We start from the raw sequence: 20,228 nt of genomic DNA on the forward strand, positions 1-20,228 counted from the left end.
AGAATGGAAAACAATAAAAATCCTAAAACAAGCACAACTTCTAAAGCAAAAAAGAAGTTCAATAGCTTTTCATTAGCCAAAAAAATAATCGTTACCATTTGGGTACTGTTTTTTTGTGCCGTATTAGGAATTTTCGGAATCTTTTGGGCGACATCTAACGGATGGTTAGGTGAAATTCCCAATGTACGTGATTTAGAAAATCCTGATATTTATGTTTCATCAGAAATTATTTCTTCTGATGGTGTTTTGTTAGATCGTTTCGAAGCAGAACGCAGAACACCAGTTGATTACAAAGATTTACCTCCACATTTGGTTGACGCATTGTTAGCAAAAGAGGATGTTCGTTTCTTTGATCATTCAGGTGTAGATATTAAAGCTGCTTTCCGTGCTATATCTTCAGGTGGTGATTCAGGAGGTGGATCTACAATTACACAGCAGTTAGCAAAACAGTTGTACACAAAAGACCCTTCTTCTAATAAGGTGAAACGTGGTTTACAAAAACTAAAAGAATGGGTAACTTCTGTTCAATTAGAAAAATTGTATACAAAAGAAGAAATCATTGCGATGTACTTCAATAAGTTTGACTTTATCTATGGTGCAAAAGGAATTGAATCTGCTTCTAAAGTTTATTTCAATAAAACAACAAAAGAATTGAACTTGGACGAAGCTGCAACATTAGTTTCTATGTTTCAAAATCCTGTGAAATTCAACCCTATAAAAAATCCTGCATTATCTACAGAAAAAAGAAATCTTGTATTAGAACAAATGATGAAATACAACAAGATTTCTAGAGCAGAGGGTGAGGCTGCTAAAGTCGCTCCTTTAGTTACAGATAAGCAAGATATTATGAAACATGATGAATCACATTCAGCATATTTCAAATCTGCTTTGAGAAAGGAAATTCAGCAATGGATGGTTGATTATGAGAAAGAAACAGGAAAGTCTTATAACCTTGAAAAAGATGGTCTAAAAATTTATGTAACGTTAGACTCAAGAATGCAAAATTTAGCTGAAGAAGCGGTTAAAAAACAATTAAAAGTTTTACAAGATCAATTCTTTGGTGAGCAACGCGGACGTAGTTTAGCACCATTCTATAATATTTCTGCTGCAAAAAGAACACAAATCTTTAAGCAAGCAATGGCTCGTACAGATTTGTATAAAAAGATGAAAGCCGAAGGAAAATCTGAAGCTGAAATCGAAACTGTTTTCAATACCCCTCGCGACTCTGTTCAGTTCTTTACATGGAACGGAATTCAGTACAAAAAAGGGAAAACATTGATGGATTCAATCGAATATCACAAACATATTTTACAAGCTGGTTTGATGTCAATGGATCCAAAAGATGGAACAATCAAAGCTTGGGTTGGAGGAATCGATTGGAATTATTTCAAATTTGACCACGTAAAACAAGCGCGTCGTCAGGTAGGTTCTACGTTCAAACCGTTTGTTTATGCAACAGCAATTAATCAATTAGGATTAACACCTTGTCATACTGTTTCTAATGAGAGAATTCCAGGGAATTGGTCTCCTCGAAATGCTAATGGTAAATATGGTGGATCCCAAGATTTAAGAACTGCATTAGCTTATTCAACAAATATTGTCGCTGCTCGTTTGATTATGCAAACAGGTACAGAACCTGTAATTCAAATGGCTCGTGACCTTGGAGTTGAATCTCCTATCGTAAAAGATCCTACAATTGCATTAGGTTCTGCCGATTTATCATTGTATGAAATGGTTGGTGCGATGAGTGCTTTTGCAAATGGTGGTATTTACATTAAACCGCAATTAATCTTAAGAATAGAAGATAAGCAAGGAAAAGTTATCAAAGATTATACGCCTCAAACACGAGAAGTTGTTAATGAAAACGTAGCGTATACTATGATTGATTTGATGAAAGGTGTTGTAGAAAGAGGTTCTGGTTCGCGTCTTAGAAATAGATATAACATCACAGCGGAAGTTGCTGGTAAAACAGGTACAACAAACGAAAACTCTGACGGTTGGTTTATGGGATTAACACCAAATTTAGTTACTGGAGTTTGGGTTGGTGCAGAAGACCGATTTGCTCACTTTGCAAGTACAGCCACAGGACAAGGAGCCAATACAGCTTTACCTATTTGGGCTTACTATATGCAAGGCGTTTACAAAGAAGGAGGAAAATTTGGCGTAACAGCTGGAGATAAATTTGATAAACCTAAAGACATTGAAAAACATTGGGATTGTTCGAATACATACGGATTCCATCAATATGATGAAATGTATGATCCAGGTCCAATTATCGAAGGAAGTGGTAGTGAAAGCGTAGGCGAAAACTATGAAATTCCTGAAGAAGAAGGTCAATAATTAAATTGATATAAACACAAAATAGCCACTCAAAATTGAGTGGCTATTTTTATGCTTATAATTCCTCTTTTTCATCTTCGTTATCAAACTGATTGTTGTATGCTTCACGTTCTTGTGCCAATTTCTTTTCACGTTGTTTTTTCTTAAAATCTCGAATTGTCATATAGGTTAACAACACAACAAGCGCTGCAACTAAAAAATAATTAGCATACGTAAATAAGTTCGTAATTGTATCCGTTACCACCTCATCTGGTGTTACAACAGCTTTTTCTTCCATAGGAAATATTTTAATTATTGATAGAATTCTTTCGGATATTCTACCATTCCATTTATATTTTTCAGCGCATCTTCCACCAACTCAATTGCCATACAATTTTCATCAGGAACCTCAAAAGGTAATTGAATATCAAAGTCAGATACTTTTCGGTAACCAAATTTAGGATAATAAGTTGGATGTCCTAATAAAATAATCGACTCAAAACCTAATTCTTTCGCTTTCTTATGCGCAAATTCTATTAAATGACCACCAATTCCATTTCCTTGATAATTTGGTAAAACTGCCACAGGAGCAAGCGCTAAAGAATCGTAAGAAAAATCTGAATGATTAATTTTAATCTTTGTCAATAAAATATAACCAACAATAAGTCCATTCATTTCAAAAACAATAGACAAATCAGGAACAAAACTATCAGAATTTCGTAATCGTTCTACTAAAAACTGTTCACGATGATCGCTATACTCTTCATTTTCAAATGCCTTTTCAATCAATTTAAAAACTTGTTCATAATCGCTTTTCTCCTCTTTCCTAATATTCATTCCTCCATCAATTGATTAACCTTATAAAATTAGAAAAAGGTTTTAACAAAACAAACAACAAATCGTATCTTTGTAGCTTATAGATTTTAAGCAAATGAGTCAACCAAAAAGATATACAATTACAGCGGCTTTACCTTATGCTAACGGACCTTTGCACATTGGTCACATGGCAGGTGTTTACGTTCCTTCTGATATTTATGCGCGTTTTTTACGAAGAAAAGGAAAAGATGTAGCATTTATTGGAGGTTCTGACGAACATGGTATTCCAATTACAATTCGTGCCAAAAAAGAAGGCCTTACGCCTCAAGATATTGTTGATCGTTACCACGAAAACATCAAAAATACATTGGCTAATTTTGGTGTGACGTTCGATATTTATTCTCGTACAACATCAGATAAACACAGAGAAGTTGCTCAAGATTTCTTCAAAACATTATATGACAATAACAAGTTTACAGAAGATGTTACAGAACAATTTTACGACGAAGATGCGCACGAATTTTTAGCGGATCGATACATTCGTGGTGAATGTCCGAAATGTGGAAATCCTGATGCTTACGGCGATCAATGTGAAAAATGTGGCTCAACATTAAGTCCAGAAGAATTGATTAATCCTCGTTCTGCTTTATCTGGAAATACGCCAATCAGAAAAGAAACAAAAAACTGGTATTTGCCATTGGATCAATACCAAGATTTCTTATCAAAATGGATTTTAGAAGGTCACAGAAATGATTGGAAATCGAGTGTTTATGGTCAAGTAAAATCTTGGTTAGACGATGGTTTGAAACCTCGTGCTATGACTCGCGATTTGAACTGGGGAATTCCTGTTCCTGTTGATGGAGCTGAAGGAAAAGTAATGTATGTTTGGTTTGATGCACCGATTGGTTACATTTCTTTCACACAAGAATGGGCAGAGAAAAACGGTAAAAACTGGAAAGATTATTGGCAAAACGAAGAAACGAAATTAGTTCATTTCATCGGAAAAGACAATATCGTTTTCCATTGTATCATTTTCCCAACAATGATGAAAGCGCATGGCGATTACATTATGCCAGACAATGTTCCTGCAAATGAATTCTTGAATTTAGAAGATGATAAAATCTCAACTTCTCGTAATTGGGCAGTTTGGGCACATGAATATTTAGAAGATTTCCCGAATCAACAAGATACATTGCGTTATGTGTTGACGGCAAATATGCCTGAAAATAAAGACAATAACTTTACGTGGAAAGATTTCCAAACGAAGAATAATTCTGAATTGGTTGGAATTTTAGGAAACTTTATCAACCGTGTAATGGTGCTTTCTCACAAATATTACGAAGGAATTGTTCCTTCAAAAACAATTGAATTTGAAGAATTAACTGAAATCAAATATTTTGCAAAGCGCATTGGTGATCATTTAGAGAAATATGAATTCCGTGCTGCGTTGACAGAATATATGAATTTAGCTCGTCTTGGAAATCAATTTTTACAAGCGCAAGAACCTTGGAAAAAAGGTGATGATCCAGAAGCTGTAAAAGGAATTATGTATGCTGCGACGCAAATTGCTGCGGCATTAGGACAATTGGGAGAACCATTTATTCCATTCGCTTCTGAGAAAATGTTGACTATGATGAATGTAGAAAAAATGAGTTGGGATGATTTAGAATCAACAGACGAATTTGTAAAAGCTGGACATCAATTAGGTCAATCTGAATTAATCTTTGCAAAAATTGAGGACGAAGCAATCGAAGCACAAATCAATAAATTAAACGAAAGTAAAGTCAAAAATAATATGACAAATCCAAACGCAGAACCTCAAAAAGAATTGATTTCTTTTGATGATTTCCAAAAAATGGATATCCGTATCGGAACTATCTTAGAAGCGAAGAAAGTTGAAAAAGCAGACAAATTATTCGAACTAAAAGTAGATACAGGAATGGACGTTCGTACAATTGTTTCTGGTATTGCAGAACATTTTACGTTAGAAGAAATCGTTGGGAAACAAGCGATGGTTTTAGCAAATTTAGCGCCTCGTAAAATTCGTGGAATCGAATCGAACGGTATGTTATTATTCGCTGATAAAGTAGACGGAAAATTAACGTTTGTAAATCCAGAAGAAGAAACGCCAAACGGTGTTCAAGTTGGATAGACTTAGATTTTAGATATAAGTATTAAGATATTAGAAAGCCACTTCGATGAAGTGGCTTTTTATGTTTAATAATATAATTTTATTTCTAAGGATATTCTGGAAAAGTAAACGAATCGCCTTGATTTGGCTTATTTTTTCGTTGAGTTGGATTATCTTCTTTTGTTATTTGATGCTCATTCAGTTCATGTGCTGCGGTAAACGAAGTAACCATTGTATTCAGCATTTCCGAAGCGGCAGTTGGTGAATTTGGCAACAAAACTAATTTGCTTCCAGATTTTTCTCCAATCGCTTGCAATGTATCATAATGTTGCGTCACCACAATTAGCGCAGAAGCTTCTTGTGACGTAATTCCTGCTCCATTCAAAACATCTACAGATTCCAATAAACCTTTTGCAATTTCACGACGTTGATCTGCAATACCTTGTCCTTGCAAACGTTTCGATTCTGCCTCTGCTCTTGCTTTTTCTACAATCAAAATACGTGCAGCATCACCTTCATATTGCGCCGCTAATTTTTCACGTTCGGCAGCATTAATACGATTCATCGCATGTTTTACTTGCTCATCTGGATCAATATCGGTTACCAAAGTTTTGACAATTTCGTAACCATATGAATTCATTGCTTCTTGCAATTCACTTTTTACAGCAACCGCAATATCATCTTTCTTCTCAAAAACATCATCTAAACGAAGTTTTGGAACCTCAGCTCGGACAACGTCAAAAACGAAAGAAGTTATTTGCGTATAAGGATTATCTAATTTGTAAAATGCATCATAAACTTGAGTTTTGATGACTTGATATTGAACAGAGACTTTCAATCGAACAAATACATCATCTTTTGTCTTCGTTTCGACAACAACGTCTAATTGTTGAATTTTAAGAGACATTTTTCCAGCAATTCTGTCTACAATCGGAATTTTGAATTGTAATCCTGGATTACGAATACTATTAAATTTCCCGAAACGCTCGATTACAACTGCAGTTTGTTGTTTTACTGTAAAGACGAATAAAAAAAGGAAAATAATTCCAAGAAAAACGATCACGCCTAAATATCCCATAAGTTTTAGTGTTTTGAATTTGTTGGATTAAGATACAAAAAAAATTAGGAATGTTAAGTTATAACATTCCTAATTCGAATTTTGCTTCTTCGCTCATCATATCTCTATCCCAAGGAGGATCGAACGTAATTTCTACGTAACATTTCGTTACATATTCTATCTCTTCAACGCGCTGTTCTACTTCTAGAGGTAAACTTTCAGCCACGGGACAGTTTGGAGATGTAAGGGTCATGGTAACTTTTACTTCACCATCTGCATTCACCTGTGCATCGTAAACCAATCCCAATTCATATATATCAACTGGAATCTCTGGATCGTAAACTGTTTTGAATTTTTCAACCAATTTTTCTCCAATCGAATCTAATTGTTGTTCTGTTAATGCCATTGTTATCAACTGTTATTGTTCTGCAAATGTACGAATAGTTTAGCTTACGTGGAATTTTTCTAAATAACTATTTTTAATGACTTAAAATAAAATAGTTATAATAGAAGAAAATCGCTTCTTTGGAGAGCCCAAAAAAGCGATTTACAAACACGAAGAACTTTTTTATAAGAAAAGTTTTTTCTTTATATGGATTTAATTATAGACCTACTGTCCATCCTTTTGCCCAAGTTGGTGTGTCTACACCATTTCCAGCTCCAGTATTGTTAGCTTTTGAATAGAATTTGGTTACATCCACAGCAGCACCTGCAGAAGTTTTTCCACTTGATTCTGTATTAACATTAATAAATTGAACATTTTTAACTAATAAATCTTTTGAAGTCCAACCTAAAGTAACATCATGCTCAATATCGATACCTTTTGCCCAGTTTGCTAAAACAAAATTTTCTAATTGTCCTTTTGTTCCTTGACGTAATTTAATCGCTTGATTTTCACCTTCTCCTACATAATCTTTACCTAAACCAATTAAAGTTACATTCTTAATAATTGGATTTGAGAATGGTGTTAAATTATTGTTACTATCATTATTATCAGCCTCTATACCTCTATTTCCTTTGTTACGACCTTCTTTTCCGTACCAATATTCGTTTGTACCAACCCAACCTTCTGTCCAGTCAAATTGATCATCTTCGTTTTCATTTGATACGATATATTTTGTATTAACAGTTCCTCCAAAGAACTCAATTCCGTCATCAGAACCAGCATATAATTGAACATATTCTATTTTAGTTCCGTTACCAACACCAAATAAAGAAAGTCCATTAAATTCTTTTTTGTTATTAAAAATTGCACCTGCATACTCGATACGAGTATATGTGATTGTACCAGAATTATCTGTTGCTACATCACCACCATATGTTAACTCAGAAACTTCTGCTGTTGCTGTTTTTGCTTTGTTGATTGGTGCTTTACCACATAAAACAATCCCTCCCCAAGATCCTGGAGTTCCTTTTTCTGATGTAAATACAACAGGTTTAGAGGAGGTTCCGTTAGAGAATATTTGTCCTCCTTGTGCTACAGCTATGTATGATGAAGTACCCCCATTGGCAATAATTTTAGTTCCAGCAGGAATTGTAAGTGTTGCTCCTTCATTTACTTGTAAAGCTCCTGTTAGATAATATGTTTTAGATGCATCTAATGTAATTTTATCTCCACTTTTCAACTGACCTTTAAAATCACCAGGATTTGCAACAAATCCAGAAGGATTTGTGACTTCTCCTCCATTATCATCGTTATTACTACAGCTTGTTAAAGCTAATGTAGAAAATGCACCTACTAAAAATAGTTTTAAAATTGATTTTTTCATAATTAAATGTTTTATTGTGTTTGTTTTATTTTGTTTTTAAAATTGATAGTTAACAGATAAACCGAAGTTCATTCCTTTTTTATAGCTTAATGTTTTCACATCTCCATTTAAATTCTCTTGTACACGGTCTATTGTAGGGTTTAATAGGTTTTTAGCAGAGAAATTGATTCCGATATTTTTATTCAATTTCGAACGTAAAATGAAATCTAATGTGCTAAATCCTTTATCTACTTGATTACCTCTTGTTTCTGTTCCAAGTGCATAAATACGATCTGAAAAATAGTTATAAGCCACAGTTGCCATTACACTTCCTCCACTTGCCCATTTCTTAGAATAAGATAAATCTGCATTTGTAATAAATTTTGAAGCTCCTGTAAACGCATCTTCTGCATTTGTAAAGTTGGTATTGATTCGTTGTCCATTAAACAAAGTTTCGTTATACACTTTCTCATTATCTAACTCTTGATTAGAATACATATAAGCACCGTTAAATCCAATTGTTAATTGTTCTGGATTAGATGTTTTATTATCTAAAATTGCTTTTCTAACCTCTAATTCTGCTCCAACTGCGTATCCCCAATCACCTGTATTTGCATAAGAAATATCATTAGATGATGAAGCAATTGTTGTTGTATTAATTGGATCTTGAATATATTTTCCGAAACCACCAAAAGAGATTACTTCTCCATTTTTCGGGAACCATTCCCATTTAATGTCTGCATTGTAATTTGTCGATGGATACAACATTGGATTTCCACGGAAAGTTTCTGTTACATCTTCATAAACAAACATGGCAGTTTCTTTGAATTGAGGAAGTGTATATGTTTTAGATGTAGCAAAACGTAAGTTTTGATTATCTGTTAATTTATAACGTAACATCAAACTTGGTAATAATTCGAACTGATCAAATGAGCGTTTTCCTTTAGATAAAGCTGTGTACCAATCGATACTTTGTTTAAGATATTCTGCACGAACCCCTAAAACAGCTGTTAATCGGTCTGTAAAATTGTATTCTACTTCAGCAAAACCAACTTGAATATCTTTTTGTCCATTATAAGTTTGAGCACGATAGTTTCCATTTCCATCCATATCGAACGTAGTAATGGTAAACAATTTATCTTCTCCAAAATTTGATTGATTGAATATTGCGTCTAAATTATTTGGATCAGCTTGAATTCCACTTCTTGTAAACTTCATATTAAATTGATTTGCCTCAAAATCTCTTTCTTTGTGTCTCCCTTGGTAACCAACAGAAACTTTAGCTTTATAATCTTTCAAGTCTCCACCAAAAACACGATTATATTCTAAATTTGCCGAAATTTCATTTTCATTAAGATTTTGGTAATAACGATTACTTAACGAAGCATCTTGAGTTGCTAAAAAATATTGTCCAGATTGCTTATCCAAACGCATCGTATTTTGCAAACGATCTGGCATATCTTGTTTCACCGTATTGTAAGAAATTCCCCAATGAAACTCAGATTTATCATCTAATCTATGATCTCCTAATAATTGATTCACAAAAACTTGATTTTTTTCGTAAGTTCCACGGCGTATAAATCCTTCATGATTATCATCATTTACTAAATCAATTACAAAACCTCTGTACTCTTGTAAACTTTGAGAAGTATTGTTAATAAAAATACTATTTGCTCTTAATCGATTGTTTGCATTAAAATCATAATACAAATTCACCATTCCTGTAGTATTCGTATTATAGCTATCTTTAATATAGTTTTTAAAGTTATTAAAATATGCTCCTTCTGCATTTACAGAAGCAGCTAAACCTTTCTCGATACTTTGAGCTGAATTCTCAAAAGAAGCAGTTGCAAAGAATCCGAATTTTGCTCCGTTTTCAAACTTGTAACTTTTTCCTCCTTTTATATTAAAACCTCCCGCTACGGCAGATTTAGATTGCGGATTGAAACTATTTGTAAAGTGATATCCTGTTGTTGCATTTGCTGGAATTTTCGTTTTTTGAAAACCAAACCAATTTGGTCCATCTTGCAAATTGAAATTTTTATTGGTAATCGCGTTAGAATTCAAATTTAATCCTGTTCCAATTTCTAATAAACCATTTCCTTCGTATAATTTTGAAGCAATATCGATATTTGCTCCTCCAAAATCAGCCGTCATTCTTACATTGAATGTTTTGCTCAACGAAATATAATCAATAACATCTGTTGGAAATAAATCCAATTTAACATTCTTGTTACTAGGATTTTCTGACGGAATTGGTAAACCATTCAATGAAGTATAATTATAACGATCTCCTAATCCACGTACAAAAACATCTCCTGTACCTTCTTGTTTTGTAACACCAGCCATTTTCGCAACTGCCGAAGCCGCATCACTTACTCCTTTACGATCCAATTCTGCTGCACCAATATTCTCTACCATTTTTACAGATTTTTTCTGTATATTAAGTAAAGAAGCTTCTCCAGATTTATCTTTTCTACCAGTTACAACAGCAGTTGATAAATCAATCTTTGTATCTTTTAAATCTTCTGGTTTCAAATACATATTTAATGTATTCGAATCTGATAAATTTTGAGAAACAGATTGATAACCTTCTACTTTAATATCTAATTGATATGTATCATCTGGAACAGAAATTTCGTAGTGACCTTTATCGTCTGTTTTAGCTTGAATATTTAATCCTTCAACCACAAAAGTTTTTTCAGAAAGTGGTTGGTTTGTTTTTTGATCAAATAAAGTTCCTTCTAACTTAATATTAGTTTGTGCAAAAAGTGCTGCCGAACCTAATAATAAAAGTAAAGTTAAATTGCGTTTCATTGAAATTGTATAATTCGTGTTTGTTTGATGGCAAAGTTGCTGCAATCCAATGAAAAAGATTTTTAGAAATTGTAAAGATTTTGTTAGGCAATTGTTATGAAATTATCGTAACTTTAAATGAATGTTAAGAAATATTTTTACCTAATTTCTCCTAAAATTTAAGCTTAATTTTACATCGACTAATTTTATTTAGTTATTACAAACAATTATGAAGAACATTAAAATTTTATTAGTTGACGACGAACCAGATATCTTAGAATTCATTGGTTACAACTTAAAAAAAGAAGGTTTTGAAGTAGAAACAGCTCAAAACGGATTAGAAGGTTTGAAACACGCCAAAATTTTTCGCCCAGATTTGATTCTATTAGATGTAATGATGCCACAAATGGACGGAATGGAAATGTGTGCAGAGTTGAGAAAATTAGATTCTTTTCAAGATACTTTGGTCGTTTTTCTTTCTGCTCGTGCCGAAGATTTTTCTCAATTAGCTGGCTATGATGCTGGTGCAAATGATTATATTTTAAAGCCTATCAAACCAAAAGTTTTAATTAGTAAACTAAATGCTTTATTGAAATTAAAACAACCTAACGAAGCGGCAAAAGACGAATTCATCAAATTGAATAATTTCGAGATTAACCGCGAAACCTATAAAGTAAATTACCAAGGACAAGACTTTTTGTTACCTCGAAAAGAATTTGAATTGATTGCTTTATTAGCTTCAAATCCAGAACGTGTTTTCAAACGTGAAGAAATTTTGGAGAAAGTTTGGGGAAATGAAGTTGTAGTTGGCGGACGTACAATTGACGTACATATGCGCAAATTACGCGAAAAATTTGGGAACGATCGTTTCTCTACAATCAAAGGAATTGGATACAAAATAAATGACTAAAAGCTCGTAATGGCTTCAACTTTCAAAGTTCAAAACATCTTTCTATTTGCCTTTCTCAGTACATTATTCTTGGCTTTAGGATTTGTTTTGTTCTCTTTTTTATGGTTTGGAAATATTGATTTTATTCTCCAAGAAAAACTATTTTTCATTAGTTTAATGCTTCTTTTATTGATTGGATTATCAATATTTTATTGGTTTTCTTTAAAAAATCAACGAAGAAAAGATTTTACTGAAATCTCGAAAAATATTCCACAATTTCAATCCAGCACAATGGATTTTGAAGAACTTTCTCAAAAAATTTCTACAATTACAGAAGATCAATCCAAAGAAATTGATGTTTTGAATGAGAGAGAAAATTACAGAAGAGATTTTCTTGGAAATATTTCGCATGAATTAAAAACGCCCCTTTTTTCAGTTCAGGGATATTTATTAACCTTGATTGAAGGTGGAGTTGAAGATGAATCTATTCGCGATAAATACTTAAACCGAATCAATAAATCGGTTGATCGATTGATTTATTTGGTCAAAGATTTGGACATGATTGCAGAGCTTGAACGTGGACGAATCAATATCGAATTTTCAGTTTTCAACTTGACGGCGCTTGTACAAGACGTTATTGATTTATTAGAAATTAAAGCTGAAAAAAATAACATCAAAATTTCTCTAAATTATCCTATTCATCAACCAATAAAAGTTGTAGGTGATATTCAGAAAATTCAACAGGTTTTAATCAATTTGATCGTAAACGCCATCAATTATTCTAATCCAAATACAGAAATTGACATCGATTTTGAAGAATATGATGATAAAATTCAAATCTCAATAAAAGATCAAGGCGTTGGGATAAAACAAGAAGACATTGACCGAATTTTCGAACGTTTTTATCGAATTGATAAATCTCGAAATCGTAACAATGGTGGATCTGGATTAGGTTTGGCAATTGTAAAACATATTTTAGAAGCTCATAAACAGAAAATTTATGTGACAAGTAAAATAGGAAAAGGCTCTACTTTTTCGTTCTATTTACAGAAAGCTTAATACTATTCTCGCTTCGTAAACTTCAAGGTAATGTTGTGTTTAAAAACTTTCAACGTGTCGTTTTTTGCCTCTTTCCACAAAAAATAAGGAGGTTTCAAATTCAATACATTTCCTTTTACAGCCAATGAATCCTCAAAAAGTTCAGCATAAAGAACTGTATCTTTTTTTAAGAATGCTTTGTCTTTATAATCAATCAAATAATAATCACTTCTGACATAAATAGGATCTTTGACACGAAGTGTTGAATCCTTTTTATCAAAATTCCATTTGATATTAATAGGATTAAAACCATCTTCGTACCCCACAAAAATACGTGTTGTATTTACAATATGACGAACAGAAAAAATAAGGACAGTAAAAAAAATAAGGATACCGATATAATATAATATCAATTCTTTTTTCATGGATTTGGTTTAGTTGTTGATTGTTAATGTACAAATATCGCCATTCTATCCTAAAAGATACATAAAAAATGTAAATTTGCATAAATTTAATTTTAATATAACTTCCAATAATGCAATATAATCCGAATGAAATCGAACCAAAATGGCAAAAATTTTGGATTGAAGACAAGACGTTCAAAGCTGAAAATCAATCAGAAAAACCTAAATTTTACGTATTAGATATGTTTCCTTATCCTTCTGGAGCAGGATTACACGTAGGTCATCCACTTGGATACATTGCGTCTGATATATATTCTCGATACAAAAAATTAAAGGGTTTCAACGTTTTACACCCAATGGGTTACGATTCTTTTGGTTTGCCTGCGGAACAATATGCGATTCAAACTGGTCAACATCCTGCGATTACAACAACAACGAATATCGAAGGTGGTGTTGATAAACAAGGAAATGTGATTGCTGGTTACGAAAACCAAATGAAAAAAATTGGTTTGGGATACGATTGGGATCGTGAAATCAGAACTTCAGAACCTGAATATTATAAATGGACACAATGGATTTTCAATCAATTATTTGATTCTTATTATGATAATTCAACTGATAAAGCTGAATCTATTTCAAAATTAGTTGAAACATTCAAAACTGAAGGTAATGCGAATGTAAACGCTGTGGCGGATGATGATATCGAAATCTTTACAGCAGAGCAATGGAATGCCTATTCTGAAAAAGAACAACAAGCAATTTTATTAAAATATCGTTTAACTTTCTTAGCAGAAGCAGAAGTAAACTGGTGTCCAGATTTAGGAACTGTTTTAGCGAATGACGAAGTAATTAACGGATTATCTGAACGTGGAGGATTCCCTGTTGTGCGAAAAAAAATGACACAATGGATGATGCGTATCACGGCTTATGCAGATCGTTTGTTAACTAGTTTGGATAAATTAGATTGGCCAGATCCAATCAAAGAATCACAAAAAAACTGGATTGGTAAATCGACTGGAGCAAGTATCGAATTTCTAATTTCTAATTTCGACGATGCTAAAATTGAAGTATTTACAACTCGTCCTGATACTGTTTTCGGTGTTTCTTATGTGACTTTAGCGCCAGAGCATCCTTTGGTATCTCAAATTACAACTACAGAGCACAAAGGAAAAGTTGATTCTTATGTCGATTATACTTCAAAACGTTCGGAGCGTGATCGTTTAGCAGATGCTAAAAATATTACGGGAGAATTTACGGGCGCTTATGCCATTCATCCTTTCACAGGAAAACAACTTCCGATTTGGATTGGTGATTATGTATTAGCTTCTTATGGAACGGGTGCTGTAATGGCTGTTCCAGCTGGTGACGAACGTGATTTTGCTTTTGCAAATCATTTCAATTTACCAATTATTAATATTTTCAAAGGAAAAGATATTTCTGAAGCTGCTTTTACAGAAAAAGGTGGATTCGAATTACAAGATTCTGATTTCTTAAACGGATTAGATTATAAACAAGCGGTTGCAAAAGCAATTGAAGCTTTAGAAGAAAAAGGTTTTGGACAAGGAAAAACAAACTTCCGTTTACGCGAAGCAGTTTTCTCTCGTCAACGTTATTGGGGAGAGCCGGTTCCGGTTTACTTCAAAGACGAAATGCCTTATACAATTCCAACAGCAGCATTGCCAATTATTTTACCAGAAGTTGACGAATATTTGCCAACAAAAGATGGTGAGCCACCATTAGGACGTGCGACAAAATGGGCTTTTGATACAACAACAAACGAAGTTGTAGACAATAGTTTAATCAACAATGAAACAATTTTCCCTATCGAATTGAACACTATGCCAGGTTGGGCAGGTTCTTCTTGGTATTGGTTACGTTACATGGATGCAAAAAATGACAACGAGTTTGTATCAAAAGAAGCGGTTGATTATTGGCAAAATGTAGATTTGTACATGGGTGGATCTGAGCACGCGACTGGTCACTTGTTGTATTCTCGTTTTTGGCAAAAATTCTTGTTTGATAAAGGATTCGTTCCTACAGATGAATATGCAAAAAAACTGATTAACCAAGGAATGATTTTGGGAATGACCGCTTATGCATATAGAATTAATGGAACAAATACTTTTGTTTCCAAATCTTTGAAAGATCAGCATGAAACAACTCCAATCCGTATTGATGTTAAGTTGTTAAAAGATGGAGGCGACGAATTAGATACAGAAAAATTCAAAACTTGGAGAGAAGATTTTGCTAATGCAGAATTTATCTTAGAGGATGGTAAATACATCACAGGACGCGAGGTTGAAAAGATGTCAAAATCTTACTACAATGTCTTAAATCCTGATGATATTTGTAATCAATATGGAGCAGATTCTTTACGTTTATACGAAATGTTTTTAGGTCCTGTTGAACAGTCTAAACCATGGAATACACAAGGTTTATCTGGAGTTTATTCATTCTTGAAAAAATTCTGGAGATTATATCATTCAGGAACAGAAGAAACATTTTTTGTTTCGGAAGATGAACCAACAAAAGAAGAAATGAAAGTGTTGCATCAAACCATCAAAAAAGTGGACGAAGATGTAAACAATTTCTCTTTTAATACATCGGTTTCTACTTTTATGATTGCTGCAAACGAATTAGGAAAATTAAAAACAACTAAACGTGCAATTTTAGAGCCTTTGGCTATTATTATTTCTCCTTATGCACCGCATATTGCAGAAGAATTGTGGTCAAAATTAGGACATGAAACGTCAATTGCACATGCAGATTTCCCTGTTTTCGAAGAAAAATGGTTGATTGCAGATGCTAAAGAATATCCAGTTTCATTCAATGGTAAAATGAAATTTTTGTTAGAATTACCTTTATCGTTATCGAAAGAAGAAATTCAAGAAATTGTAATGAACGACGAACGTACAATCAAACAATTGGGTGATCGTACTCCGAAAAACATTATTATTGTTCCTGGAAAAATCATTAATATCGTTGGATAAAAAAAGATTTTAGATACTAGATTTTAGTATTGAGAATATAGATAAAATCCTCGCAATTGCGAGGATTTTATATTTTATACTATCTTTAATCAAAACTATAACTCAAATGAAATATTTACCAACACTCGAAACAGAACGGTTAATCATCAGACCTATTACGATTGATGATTTACAAGATTTTTTTGAAATGGATTCACAACCAGAAGTTCATGAATTTCTAAAAGCAGAACCTATTCAAACCATTGAAGAAACAAAAGAAATTATTGAAGATATCCAAAAACAATATGAAGAACTTGGACATGGTCGTCTTGCTGTTGTTGAAAAAGAAACAGGTAAAATGATTGGTTGGACTGGTTTTAAATATATTATAGAAAGCGAATCGATGAATAATAAATTCGATTTTATTGATATCGGATATCGTTACAGAAAAGAAACTTGGGGAAAAGGTTATGCAACTGAAGCTGCCGAAGCTTGCATGGACTTTTACAGAAAAAATATGTCACATATTAAACTAAACGCAATAACGCATGTTGATAATAAAGCTTCTCGAAATGTGTTAGAAAAAATGGGATTTGAAGTCACTGAAACTTTTCATCTTGACATGTGGGATTTGGATTGCTTTTGGTATGAATTGAAGAAATAATTAATCATGAAACATCCTATTATACTTTTATGTACAATTCTTGTTTCGACATGTAGTTTTGCACAAAAAATTTCGACGAATGATTATGAAGTTAAAACAACTTTAGCCGATTTTAATTTGAAAGGAAAGGTTGAAAAAATAACTTCTACAGCAACAGATGCAAAAGGAAATTCGACGACTTTACCTTTTTTAGAAAATGAATTTTACAATCAAATTTCGTTAGAATTTAATCAAAAAGGATTGTTAACAAAGCGAACAAATTATTTGGATTATCAAGGAAAATTAGCTGTTTATAACTATGTTAATTACGACTACAATAACTCTAATTTTATTGATAAACAAACGAATACAGTTATTAACAATGGTGAAGATCCAAAACGAATTGCTTCGGACAAAAACTTCGTTTATGACAATAAAAATCGGTTGATAAACTTGACAGAAAAAATCGAAGGGAAATCGTCAAAATCTAATTATGAAACGATTTTTAATTATTCGAATAAATTGAATAAAATCACGACAAAAGTGGAAGGTTCTACAATTAGTGAAAATAATTTGACGTATAACAAAAATGGTTTATTGGTTTTGGATGAAATGACTTCTTTTGATGGAAAAAAAGGACGAAAATCGTATTATATTTATGATAAAGAAACGCCTATTTTTCAGGAAGAAATTGCTGGAAATTCGAGCAAAATAATGTTTTTTGAGAATGGAAATATTTCTAAATTACAATCATTTGATGCCAATAAAACGTTAGCCTATCAAGCTGATTTTGATTCGAAAAATGAAATTGTCAACTTTAAAAAACAATCGTTCCGAAATGGACAAACTGTTTTAACTTCTTATCAAGTTTCGTATGAATATGATTCGAAAAACAATTGGATAAAAGCCTCTATTTCAACTAATGGAGAATTGAAATATGTTGTAAAACGAACGATAAATTATTATTAAAACACAAAAGGTTGAGCGTTACTCAACCTTTCTTCACAAATAAATAACACTACACTACTTAAATCATAAAAGTAGGATGTTAAGCTTAAATCGCTTTTGGCGTATATATTTTTCTTAATTCTTTTGTCGCCGCAACCATTTCAATTAAAGCTTTTTCGGTTTCTTCCCAATGACGCGTTTTTAGTCCGCAATCAGGATTTACCCATAATTGATCTGCCGGAATAACTTTTGCCGCTTTCTCTATCAAATCAACCATTTCCTCTTTCGACGGAACGCGAGGCGAGTGAATATCATAAACTCCAGGTCCAATATCATTTGGATAATTGAAATCTGAAAAAGCATTTAATAATTCCATCTGACTTCTCGAACATTCAATTGTAATGACATCCGCATCTAAATCAGCAATATTTTGAATAATATCGTTGAATTCTGAATAACACATATGCGTATGAATTTGCGTAGAATTATCAACATTACTTGAAGCTAATTTGAACGAATCAACCGCCCATTTCAAATAATTTTGCCATTCATCTTTTCTCAATGGTAAACCTTCTCGAATTGCAGGTTCATCAATCTGAATAATTTTAATTCCAGCTTTTTCTAAATCCGAAACTTCATCGCGAATCGCCAATGCAATTTGTTTACACGTCGTAGATCTTGGTTGATCATCGCGAACAAAAGACCATTGCAAAATCGTAACCGGTCCTGTCAACATTCCTTTTACTTTTTGTTCTGTGATAGATTGTGCATATTTCGACCAATAAACCGTCATTGGAACAGGGCGATAAACATCACCAAAAATAATCGGCGGTTTTACACAACGCGTTCCATAACTCTGAACCCAACCATTTTTAGAGAAAACAAATCCGGCTAATTTTTCACCAAAATATTCCACCATATCGTTTCGCTCATATTCACCATGTACCAAAACATCAATGCCAATTTCTTCTTGCCATTCTATTGTACGCTTGGTTTCTTGTTTCAATAAAGTATCATATTCTTCGGCAGATAATTCCCCTTTTTTATACTTCGCACGCCAACTTCTCACCTCTTGTGTTTGTGGAAAAGATCCGATTGTTGTCGTTGGGAAAGGCGGAAGATTCAATACATTTTGTTGCACAATTTTTCGTTGTCCAAAACTATTTGTACGATTATAATCTTCATCTTTTATTGCATTTACTCGTTCTTTAACTTGAGTTTGATGAATTAATTGAGAATTTTTTCTATTATTAATAGAGAATTGATTCGCTTCATATTGTTGAATCAATTTTTCGTCATTCGGGTTTGAAAAATAATTTTTTAAGAAAGCAACTTCTTCTAATTTTTGCTTCGCAAATGCAAACCAATCTTTGATTGTTGTCGGAAGATTTTTTTCGTTTGTTTCTAAATCTAAATCACAAGGCGAATGTAATAATGAACAAGATGTTGAAATAATAACACGTTTTTCTCCAATTTTGTTCACAACTTTTTCTATGGTTGAAAGCGATTTTTGAAAATCATTTTTCCAAATATTTCGACCATCAACTAAACCTAAAGAAAGTTTTAATTGAGAAGGAATTAGATTCAATATTTCATCGATTTGATTTTCGTCACGAACCAAATCAAGATGCAAAATATCAATTGGTAAATTGATTGCTAAAGCTGTATTATCTTTCAATCCATCAAAATAAGTTGCGACCTGAATTGTAAGTTGAGGAAATTCTTTTCTTATTTTTTTGTAAACTTCTTGATAAGCTGTTTTCGATTTTTCGTCTAAATCTAAAGCTAAAAAAGGTTCGTCGAACTGAATTGTATTTGCTCCATGATTGATTAAATCATGAATAATTTCAAAGTAAACTGGCAATAAATTCTGAATTAAATCAATTCGATCAAATCCCTCTTCTTTTTCTTTTCCTAATAATAAATACGTAATCGGTCCAATTAAAACAGTTTTTGGATTAAAACCTTCTTTTTTTGCAGCGATAAATTCGTTTACAATTGAGTTTGAGAAATATTTAAATTCTTGATTTTTTACAAATTCCGGAACGATATAATGATAGTTGGTATCAAACCATTTTGTCATTTCCATCGCTGTAATATCTAAATTATCTTTTTGATAACCTCTTGCCATCGCAAAATACAAGTCTAATTCTGTGTTCTTTTTATTTAACGCAACCGTATTGAAACGCGCTGGAATTGCACCAACTGATAACGTAAAATCTAAAACTTGATCATAAAAAGAAAAGTCATTACACGGAATTAAATCAATTCCGGCAGCTTGTTGCAATGCCCAATTTTGTTTGGTAATTGTACGGCTTGTTTGCAATAAAGCTTGTAGTTCAATTTTACCTGCCCAATAGTTTTCGCAGGCTTTTTTTAGTTCACGGTTAGCGCCAATTCTTGGATAACCTAAAATTTGTGTTTGCATTTTGATTGTTTTTTAATGTTCAAAAACACAAACGCGAGTTGA

General features: G+C 32.7%; 15 protein-coding genes. 7 read left to right on the plus strand and 8 right to left on the minus strand.

Annotated features, from left to right (window positions below; genetic code table 11):
- Positions 1 to 3 precede the first annotated feature (3 nt).
- A complete protein-coding gene (locus tag B3J26_RS11875; RefSeq protein WP_291074673.1) occupies positions 4 to 2,340 on the plus strand; it encodes a transglycosylase domain-containing protein in 2,337 nt (778 codons plus the stop codon).
- Positions 2,341 to 2,395: 55 nt separating this feature from the next.
- Here the strand turns inward: B3J26_RS11875 and B3J26_RS11880 are convergent, their stop codons facing one another.
- Together B3J26_RS11880 and B3J26_RS11885 are read right to left on the minus strand one after the other, a co-directional pair.
- Complete coding sequence (locus tag B3J26_RS11880) at positions 2,396 to 2,617, minus strand: hypothetical protein (RefSeq protein WP_291074674.1); 222 nt, start codon at positions 2,615 to 2,617, stop codon at positions 2,396 to 2,398.
- Positions 2,618 to 2,631: 14 nt separating this feature from the next.
- Positions 2,632 to 3,156 (minus strand): GNAT family N-acetyltransferase, encoded by a 525-nt coding sequence (locus B3J26_RS11885; RefSeq protein ID WP_291074675.1) that lies wholly within the window; start codon positions 3,154 to 3,156, stop codon positions 2,632 to 2,634.
- Positions 3,157 to 3,250: 94 nt separating this feature from the next.
- On the opposite strand from B3J26_RS11885, the gene metG reads away from it, so the two are divergent.
- Positions 3,251 to 5,287 carry a methionine--tRNA ligase gene (gene metG / locus B3J26_RS11890; protein ID WP_291074676.1) on the plus strand — a complete coding sequence of 679 codons (2,037 nt, stop codon included), beginning with the start codon at positions 3,251 to 3,253 and terminating at the stop codon, positions 5,285 to 5,287.
- A gap of 85 nt (positions 5,288 to 5,372) precedes the next feature.
- Here the strand turns inward: metG and B3J26_RS11895 are convergent, their stop codons facing one another.
- The 4 genes from B3J26_RS11895 to B3J26_RS11910 all read right to left on the minus strand — a co-directional run bounded on the left by B3J26_RS11895 (position 5,373) and on the right by B3J26_RS11910 (position 10,888).
- Positions 5,373 to 6,344 carry an SPFH domain-containing protein gene (locus B3J26_RS11895; protein ID WP_038336808.1) on the minus strand — a complete coding sequence of 324 codons (972 nt, stop codon included), beginning with the start codon at positions 6,342 to 6,344 and terminating at the stop codon, positions 5,373 to 5,375.
- Between the two features lie 58 nt (positions 6,345 to 6,402).
- On the minus strand, positions 6,403 to 6,729 hold the full coding sequence (locus B3J26_RS11900) for an iron-sulfur cluster assembly protein (RefSeq protein WP_038336809.1): 327 nt from the start codon (positions 6,727 to 6,729) through the stop codon (positions 6,403 to 6,405).
- A gap of 196 nt (positions 6,730 to 6,925) precedes the next feature.
- Positions 6,926 to 8,092 carry a hypothetical protein gene (locus B3J26_RS11905; protein WP_291074677.1) on the minus strand — a complete coding sequence of 389 codons (1,167 nt, stop codon included), beginning with the start codon at positions 8,090 to 8,092 and terminating at the stop codon, positions 6,926 to 6,928.
- A 36-nt stretch (positions 8,093 to 8,128) separates the two neighbouring features.
- A complete protein-coding gene (locus B3J26_RS11910) occupies positions 8,129 to 10,888 on the minus strand; it encodes a TonB-dependent receptor domain-containing protein (RefSeq protein ID WP_291074678.1) in 2,760 nt (919 codons plus the stop codon).
- A gap of 208 nt (positions 10,889 to 11,096) precedes the next feature.
- Here B3J26_RS11910 and B3J26_RS11915 point away from each other — a divergent pair, with 208 nt between their 5' ends.
- Both B3J26_RS11915 and B3J26_RS11920 read left to right on the plus strand, forming a co-directional pair.
- On the plus strand, positions 11,097 to 11,777 hold the full coding sequence (locus B3J26_RS11915) for a response regulator transcription factor (RefSeq protein ID WP_125348867.1): 681 nt from the start codon (positions 11,097 to 11,099) through the stop codon (positions 11,775 to 11,777).
- Positions 11,778 to 11,786: 9 nt separating this feature from the next.
- A complete protein-coding gene (locus B3J26_RS11920) occupies positions 11,787 to 12,815 on the plus strand; it encodes a sensor histidine kinase (RefSeq protein ID WP_038336818.1) in 1,029 nt (342 codons plus the stop codon).
- A 2-nt stretch (positions 12,816 to 12,817) separates the two neighbouring features.
- Here B3J26_RS11920 and B3J26_RS11925 read toward each other — a convergent pair whose 3' ends face one another.
- Positions 12,818 to 13,219, minus strand: coding sequence for a hypothetical protein (locus B3J26_RS11925; protein ID WP_038336819.1), 402 nt, complete (start codon positions 13,217 to 13,219; stop codon positions 12,818 to 12,820).
- Between the two features lie 110 nt (positions 13,220 to 13,329).
- Here B3J26_RS11925 and leuS point away from each other — a divergent pair, with 110 nt between their 5' ends.
- The 3 genes from leuS (at position 13,330) to B3J26_RS11940 (ending at position 17,779) form a co-directional block, all read left to right on the plus strand.
- Positions 13,330 to 16,188, plus strand: a complete 2,859-nt coding sequence (leuS, locus tag B3J26_RS11930; protein WP_291074679.1) for a leucine--tRNA ligase — start codon at positions 13,330 to 13,332, stop codon at positions 16,186 to 16,188.
- A 106-nt stretch (positions 16,189 to 16,294) separates the two neighbouring features.
- Entirely contained in the window at positions 16,295 to 16,831 is a 537-nt protein-coding gene (locus tag B3J26_RS11935; RefSeq protein WP_125348865.1) for a GNAT family N-acetyltransferase, read from the plus strand.
- Positions 16,832 to 16,837: 6 nt separating this feature from the next.
- The gene (locus tag B3J26_RS11940) at positions 16,838 to 17,779 is read left to right on the plus strand and encodes a hypothetical protein (RefSeq protein ID WP_291074680.1); all 942 of its coding nucleotides are present in this window, start codon (positions 16,838 to 16,840) and stop codon (positions 17,777 to 17,779) included.
- A gap of 85 nt (positions 17,780 to 17,864) precedes the next feature.
- Here B3J26_RS11940 and metE read toward each other — a convergent pair whose 3' ends face one another.
- Positions 17,865 to 20,186, minus strand: a complete 2,322-nt coding sequence (gene metE, locus B3J26_RS11945) for a 5-methyltetrahydropteroyltriglutamate--homocysteine S-methyltransferase (protein ID WP_291074681.1) — start codon at positions 20,184 to 20,186, stop codon at positions 17,865 to 17,867.
- Between the last annotated feature and the right edge of the window lie 42 nt (positions 20,187 to 20,228).

It is taken from the genome of Empedobacter sp. UBA5987 (genome assembly GCF_002429865.1).
In the GTDB taxonomy this organism is placed as follows: Bacteria; Bacteroidota; Bacteroidia; order Flavobacteriales; family Weeksellaceae; genus Empedobacter; species Empedobacter falsenii_B.